Here is a 6608-nt window from a genome sequence, read left to right as displayed (position 1 = left end):
GGTGTACTTCGCGACGGCGTCGGCGACTTTGACGCTTGTGCGCGTCGTCCGGCGGCGCGGCCGACCGCTGATGGTCCTGGCCTGTGCCGCCGCAGCATCTGAAGTGGCGTCGCTGCCGTCGTGAGTCATGCGGACGCTGCGTAGGTCGGGCCAGACGTTCTCTGGCGTCGTCTGCTCAAGACGCGTCGTCGTATGTTCTCCGACAACGCGTCGATCGCGTTTCATCGTCTAGTTGAGCCCGAGCTTTTCGCGCTCCTGCTGGACGATAAAGTTCGAGAGCGTGTAGAAGCCGTCACGGTCGACGACTTCCTGGCCCTGCTGGGAGAGAACCAGCGTGAGGAACTCGGCCGTGAGCGGCTCGAGGTCTTCGTTGGGGTTCTTGTTGACGTAGACGTAGAGGAAGCGGGCCAGCGGGTAGCTCTCGCTGTAGACGTCGTCCGGGTTGGACGGGTCGTAGGCGATGCCATCGGCGCCGACGATCGGGACGGCCTTGACGTCGGGCGTGGCGTAGCCGATGCCCGAATAGCCGATGCCGAACTGATCGCCGCCGACGCCCTGGACGACGGCCGAGCTGCCGGGCTGCTCGTTGACGCTGTCCTTGTAGTCAGCCTTACCGAGGCCGGCGGACTTGAAGTAGCCGTAGGTGCCGCTGGCGCTGTTTCGGCCGTAGAGCGTGATGGGCTGATCGGCGTAGCGCGAGTCGGTCACGCCGACATCGCCCCAGGTGATGCCGTCCTTGCCCTCGACGCTGAAGATGTTCTTGAGGTCGTCGAGCGTGAGCTCTTCGATCGGGTTGTCCTTGGCGACGAAGACGGCGATGGCGTCGATGCCGGTGCGGACGAGCGTCGGCTCGTAGCCGAAGGCGTCGGTGAACTTGTCGACCTCCTCGCCCTTCATGCGACGGCTCATCGGGCCAAGCTGCGCGGTGCCGCTAATGAGTGCCGGCGGCGCGGTGCCGGAGCCCTTGCTCTCGGCCTCGAAGTTGACCTGCGGGTACATCCCGTAGAAGGCCTCGCCCCACTGGGTCATGAGGTTCGACAGGGTGTCGCTGCCGACGCTGCGGAGGTCGCCGGAGATGTCGGACGTCTCCTCATAGGTCGGAATGGACGGATCCACGTCAGCGGTGGCGGCCGTGCCGAAGGCGGCGAGCGCGGTCGCGGCGGCGGTGGTGATTCGGGTGATGGCAGTCATGGGTCTCCTGAGTTGGGGCGTTCGTCGCAGAACGCGTCGGCAGGCCGGCACCGATGCCGCTGCCGTCTCGACCGGTCGGCCGAAACTGGCAAAACCGTAGAAGAAGCCACCGGGAGCCGTGTTAGCGTTGCGCAAATAGACCGCGGCGACCCCTTATCGGGCATGTGACGCCGTTCACGCAACTTTAACAGTGCGGCATGGCCGGTCTGGGCAGGTGTGGCAAGCATCGGGGCACCATGAACCCCATCCAACACCACCGCCCGCTGCTTCTGATCGCCTCTGCTGCCGCTGTCGTCGCCCTCGCCGGCTGCTCCTCGGACGGCGAAGCCGCAATGGACGAGTCCGAGCCCGTCGTCATCGAAGCCAAGGACCTGACCATGGACGCCCCCGAGGGCATGATCGCCGTCGACATGCCGATGGGCGACCCGGCCGACTTTGCCGCGACGGCAGACGGGGGCGTGGTCTTCGAAACCGACGGCTACGCCGAGGTCAAGAGTGCGGATGGCCGGCGCCTGCTCGTCGTCGACCCGTCGGAGACCGACCTGGCCGAGGTCGCTGAGGACGGCGAGATCAAGGGCGAAGACTTTAAGCTGATGGGCCCAAAGAACCCGATCACCGGCGTCGTCGTGCTTGGCGAGAACGACTTGAAGGCGGCGTTCTACGCACGCTGGGGCATCGAGATGGACGGCTGAGCCTTTCCACGTCTCGGCGAATCCACGTCCGCCGACTTGCCAAACGCATCGGCCGGTCCACAGTGCACGTGGACCGGCCGACTTTTCGTTTTGGTGATGCTGCTACCTCCCGGACCGCTTCCGAGCCACCTGCCCGAGGCGATGCGCGACGTGCTGCCGGCGTCGGAAGGCCGGCGTTTCGTCGGCAATTGCAGCGGGGCCGACGTCTTCCGCGTCGGTGAGGGTGACGAGGCTGTCTATCTCAAGACGCACCTCGATCAGGCAGTTGGCGACGCGCATCCGCTGGCGATCGAGTCGGCCCGCACGGCGTGGCTTGCTGGTGTGATCGGCGAAGACGGTCCGCTGGTGCCTCGTGTGCTCGCGTTCGAGCAGGGCTCGCCGCAGGCCGGTGTCGGGACGTGGGCGTACCTCGCGACGACGGCTGTCCCGGGCAGGCCGCTGCACGACCAGATGGCCGACACGCCGCTGCGTGTGGCGCGTCTCGTCGGCCGAACACTGCGCATGCTGCACGACGTCAAGCCGGCGGACACGCTGAAGCATCGCCCAATCGCAGCCATCCTTGCTGAGGCCGACGAGCGACTTGGCCGCGGCATTGTCGGCTCGTCGCTCCGTCAGGTTCAGTCGGAGCGATCGCTCAAGAAGACGCTCAAGCGACTGACGAAGCGGCCGATCGACGACGCCGAGCGGGTCGTGACGCACTACGACTTCTGCCTGCCAAACGTGCTCGCCGGGCTCGATGATCGGACCGGCCTGATCGACGTCGGCGGGCTGTGCCTGGCGGACCGACACCTCGACCTCGCGACGGCCATCCGCTCCCTCCGCTTCAACGGCGGCCGCGACGACGCGGTGCAGGTCTTCCTGCGCGAGTACGGGCAGGACGGGGTCGACGCCAAACGCCTCGATTACTTCGCCGACCTGTGCGAGTTTCTTTGACTGTGCGTCACGACGTTTGAAGCAGCGACTCGCCCGTCATCGCCTCTGGCTTGTCGAGAGCCATGAGGTCGAGGAGCGTTGGGGCGACGTCGGCGAGCCGGCCACCGTCGCGGAGGGGCGAGCCCCTGTGGTCGTCGCTGACGACGACGAGTTCGACGGAATAGAGCGTGTGGGCCGTGTGCGGCGGGCCGCCGGTTTGGCCGTCGGTGGTCATCTGGTCGGCATTGCCGTGGTCGGCGGTGACGATCGCCCGGCCGCCGGCTTTGGCGACGGCGTCGAGGATCTTGCCAACGCCCACGTCGACCGCCTCGCACGCTTTGACGGCGGCATCGAAATTGCCGGTGTGGCCGACCATGTCGCCATTGGCAAAGTTGACGACGATCAGGGCGAACCCGCCGGCTTCGACGCGTTTGACGGTCTCTTCCGTCACGCCGACCGACGACATTTCGGGCTTTTGGTCGTAGGTCGTGACGTCCTTCGGCGACGGGACGATCTGCCGCTCCTCACCTTCGAAGGGCTCTTCGCGGTAGTCATTGAAGAAGAACGTGACGTGCGGGAACTTCTCGGTCTCGGCACAGCGGAACTGCCGCAGGCCACGCGACGAGACGTAGTCGCCCAAGATGTGGGACATCTTCGGCGGCTTCGGGAAGGCGACCTCGACCGGCAGGCCGGCCTCGTACGCGGTCATGGTGACGAAGTGCAGATCGAGCTTGTCGCCACGATCGAAGCCGTCAAAGCCATCGAGGACGAAGGCCTTGGTCAGTTCGCGTGGGCGGTCGCCGCGGTAGTTGTAGAAGATGACGGCATCGCCGGACTGCACGCGGGACGCCGCCGCGTCGCCGACGGTGCGGGGCGTGACGAACTCGTCGCCCTTTCGGTTCGGGTCGTCGTTAGTCTCGTAGAAATCGACGACTGCCGTCGCGGCGTCGGGAAAACTCGGAGCTTCCGCGCGGCCGGTCAGCAGGTCGTACGCCGCTTGCACGCGGTCCCAGCGGTTGTCGCGGTCCATCGCGTAGTACCGGCCGACGACACTGGCGATCCGGCCGATGCCGAGATCGTCGCACTTCGCCGCGACCTCCTTCACGTATCCCTTGCCCATCGTGCGCGGGGTGTCGCGGCCGTCGGTGAAGGCGTGGATGAAGACCTTTTTGCCGTCGACGCCCTGCTGCCTGGCGAGGTCGAGCACGCCGTAGAGGTGCTCGAGCAGGCCGTGCACGCCCGCGTCGCTGACGATGCCGAAGAGGTGGAGCAACGAGCCGTGTTGCTTCACGTGGTCGCACGCGGCGACGAGCGTCTCGTTCTCCGGCAGCTTGCCGTCACGGACGGCCCGGGTGATGCGGACGGATTCCTGGTCGACGATTCGCCCGGCACCGATGTTCTGGTGGCCGACTTCGGAGTTGCCCATGGTCTTTTCCGGAAGGCCGACGTCCATCGAGTCGGTGCGGATGAGAGTTCGCGGGTAGTCGCGTGCGATGCGGTCCGCGACCGGCGTGTCGGCGGTCGTCACGGCATCGACGCCGGCCGGCGGGTCGTTGGGGTTGTGGCCCCAGCCGTCGCGGATGATGAGGACGACAGGGCTTTTGGGCGGGTGGTTCTGGCTCACGTCCGCTAATGTATGAGCGGCCCGGTGGCCGACGCTACCGAAGACGCCGCCTCGCCAGTGATGGAGACGCCATGCACACGATTGCCTTGATGAATCAGAAGGGTGGCGTCGGGAAGACGACGACCTGCGCGAACCTCGGCGCCGCCCTGGCCGACCGCGGCCGGCGTGTCCTGCTGGCTGACCTCGACCCGCAGGCGCACCTGTCGATCAACTTCGGCGTCGACCCGGGCCAACTCGGCGAAGACGAGGCGACGCTCTACGAAGTGCTCAACGGCTCGGCAGGCGTGCTGAAGGCGGTCCGGCGTCTCGAAGGCAACGGGCTCGAAGATCTCTCCGGCGAAATCCACCTTCTGCCCAGCAGCCTCGACCTGGCGGGCCTGGAGGTCGAGCTGGCGGATCAGGCCGATCGTCAGGGTCTGCTCAAAGACGCCATCGCGCGGGTCGGTTACGACTACGACGTCGTCCTGCTCGATTGCCCGCCGTCGCTCGGCCTCCTGACGATCAATGCCCTCGCGGCAGCGCGGCAGGTTCTGATTCCGATGCAGGCGCACTTCCTGGCGTTGCAGGGCTTTGCCAAGCTCCTGGAAACGACGCAGCTCGTCGGACGGCGCATCAACCCTGAGCTCTCTGTGATGGGCGTCGTCCTGACGATGTTCGACAGCCAGACGCGTCTCGCGACCGACGTGGCGGACGAGCTGGAGGGCTTTTTCGAGAGCGCCCGCGGCACGGACAAGCCGTGGGCCCGCGGTCAGCTGTTCGGGAGCAAGATTCGCCGCAACATCAAGCTCGCCGAGGCACCCAGCTTCGGCCAACCGATTCTGACCTACGACCCGCTCTCCAACGGCTCAGCCGACTATGCAGCGCTTGCGCAAGAGGTCGAGGCAATGCTGGAGCTGACCCGAGACGATCGCCCGACCGGCGAGGTGCGGATTGACTCTGCGGATGGACTCAAGGCTGCGACTCTTGCGGGCCGGCGTGAGCCGCTGGTCGCGTGAACGATCGGCCGAGCGTCTGGCACCGTCGACCGATCGCCTTGCTGGTCGGCTACAGCGTGCTGGGTCTGGTCGTCACTCACCTGCCGCCGTTCTGGCGGAACGAGCCGTTGGAGGACCAGGGCTTTGCGATTGGGTTCGACAAGGTGGTTCACTTCGCAGGCTTCGGCGCGCTGGCGCTCCTGGCGATGAACGTGCTGTGTCGGTGGATGCCGACGACGTGGGCGCTCGTCGCGACGGTGGTCTTCTGCGGTGTGGCGGGTGTGATTGACGAAGTGACGCAACCTCCGTTCGGCCGGACGGCGGATCTTCACGACTGGATCGCCGACATGCTGGGCGTGATCACGGCACTTGCGATTCGTCAGGTTGTGACGGTCGTGCGATCTGAACGGAAAGCGTGACGGAACGCGTCGGCGGGACACTCGGGTTACCGGCGGACGGATCGCGGAGGCTGGGGTATCTTGACGCAATGCCGGACCCGATCGATAGCGCGGCCGCGTCGGTCGCAACAGGCCCGGTGCGTCGGCACGAGGCACCGTTGGAAGTGCCCGAGGTCCGCGAGGTGCCGCGGGCCGTGCTGGCGTCGCAACGTGAAGCGGCCGAGGCGATGCCGCCGCCGGCGGACGTCGACGTTGCCGATGTCGCTGCCTGGTCGGCCCGGCTGGACGGCTGGTTCGCGTCCGGTGCAACGGTTGCCGTTTGGCACTGTGACGAGACGGCCGTGCGGTTTCTGGCGACTTGCGATCCGGACCGGTCCCGCGTGCAGCTGTGCGTCGACGAACAGCCACGCCGACATGGACGATTCGTACCGACGTCCGGCCACGAAGTGGTCGGGCTGAGCGTCCTGCGCCAAGAGCGGCCCGACGTTGTGATCGTCTCCGGCGTCGCGGTGGACGAGGTGCGGGTCGAACTGCAGGTCTTGGGAGTCGGCCCGGTGGAGCTGATCGAGCTGGACTCGATTGCGTTCGGCTGAGCCGGTTACCGGTCGAACGCCCAGTCGGCGATGTGTGGTGCGACGGGGTAGTGACGGTCTAGCAAAACGCGCATCGATCCCGACGTCGCAACGACGACGGCCGGAGGCACGCGGAAGGTTCGGGCGGCAAAGTTCATCGCCTTGCGAAGACCGCGTCGTGTCGTCGCGATGGTCAGATGCGGCGGCTCGATGCTTTCGCACGGCAGCTTATCGAACCGCATCGG

Annotated in this window: 8 protein-coding genes; 5 read left to right on the top strand and 3 right to left on the bottom strand. The window is 66.5% G+C overall.

Features of this window, described 5'->3' with window-relative positions; translation table 11 throughout:
* Positions 1-228: 228 nt before the first annotated feature.
* Entirely contained in the window at positions 229-1191 is a 963-nt protein-coding gene (locus AAGI46_14575; GenBank protein ID MEM1013433.1) for a phosphate ABC transporter substrate-binding protein, read from the bottom strand.
* Positions 1192-1427: 236 nt separating this feature from the next.
* On the opposite strand from AAGI46_14575, the gene AAGI46_14570 reads away from it, so the two are divergent.
* Positions 1428-1883: a hypothetical protein gene (locus AAGI46_14570; GenBank protein MEM1013432.1), complete on the top strand. Its 456-nt coding sequence runs from the start codon at positions 1428-1430 to the stop codon at positions 1881-1883.
* Between the two features lie 96 nt (positions 1884-1979).
* A complete protein-coding gene (locus AAGI46_14565) occupies positions 1980-2816 on the top strand; it encodes a phosphotransferase (GenBank protein ID MEM1013431.1) in 837 nt (278 codons plus the stop codon).
* Between the two features lie 7 nt (positions 2817-2823).
* On the opposite strand, the gene gpmI is transcribed toward AAGI46_14565, so the two are convergent.
* Positions 2824-4419: a 2,3-bisphosphoglycerate-independent phosphoglycerate mutase gene (gene gpmI / locus AAGI46_14560; GenBank protein MEM1013430.1), complete on the bottom strand. Its 1596-nt coding sequence runs from the start codon at positions 4417-4419 to the stop codon at positions 2824-2826.
* 71 nt (positions 4420-4490) lie between these two features.
* Here gpmI and AAGI46_14555 point away from each other — a divergent pair, with 71 nt between their 5' ends.
* From AAGI46_14555 to AAGI46_14545, 3 genes are all read left to right on the top strand, one after another.
* Positions 4491-5414, top strand: a complete 924-nt coding sequence (locus tag AAGI46_14555) for a ParA family protein (GenBank protein ID MEM1013429.1) — start codon at positions 4491-4493, stop codon at positions 5412-5414.
* Positions 5411-5812, top strand: coding sequence for a VanZ family protein (locus tag AAGI46_14550; GenBank protein MEM1013428.1), 402 nt, complete (start codon positions 5411-5413; stop codon positions 5810-5812). Before AAGI46_14555 ends, AAGI46_14550 begins: the two co-directional genes overlap by 4 nt.
* A gap of 68 nt (positions 5813-5880) precedes the next feature.
* Positions 5881-6384: a hypothetical protein gene (locus AAGI46_14545; protein MEM1013427.1), complete on the top strand. Its 504-nt coding sequence runs from the start codon at positions 5881-5883 to the stop codon at positions 6382-6384.
* Between the two features lie 5 nt (positions 6385-6389).
* Here the strand turns inward: AAGI46_14545 and AAGI46_14540 are convergent.
* The coding region (locus AAGI46_14540) for a hypothetical protein (GenBank protein ID MEM1013426.1) at positions 6390-6608 on the bottom strand (219 nt) is incomplete at its 5' end.

This window comes from Planctomycetota bacterium (assembly GCA_038746835.1).
GTDB lineage: Bacteria > Planctomycetota > Phycisphaerae > Tepidisphaerales > Tepidisphaeraceae > JBCDKH01.
Note: the sequence above shows the minus strand (reverse complement) of the source record. Positions and strands in the feature narration are given on the sequence as shown.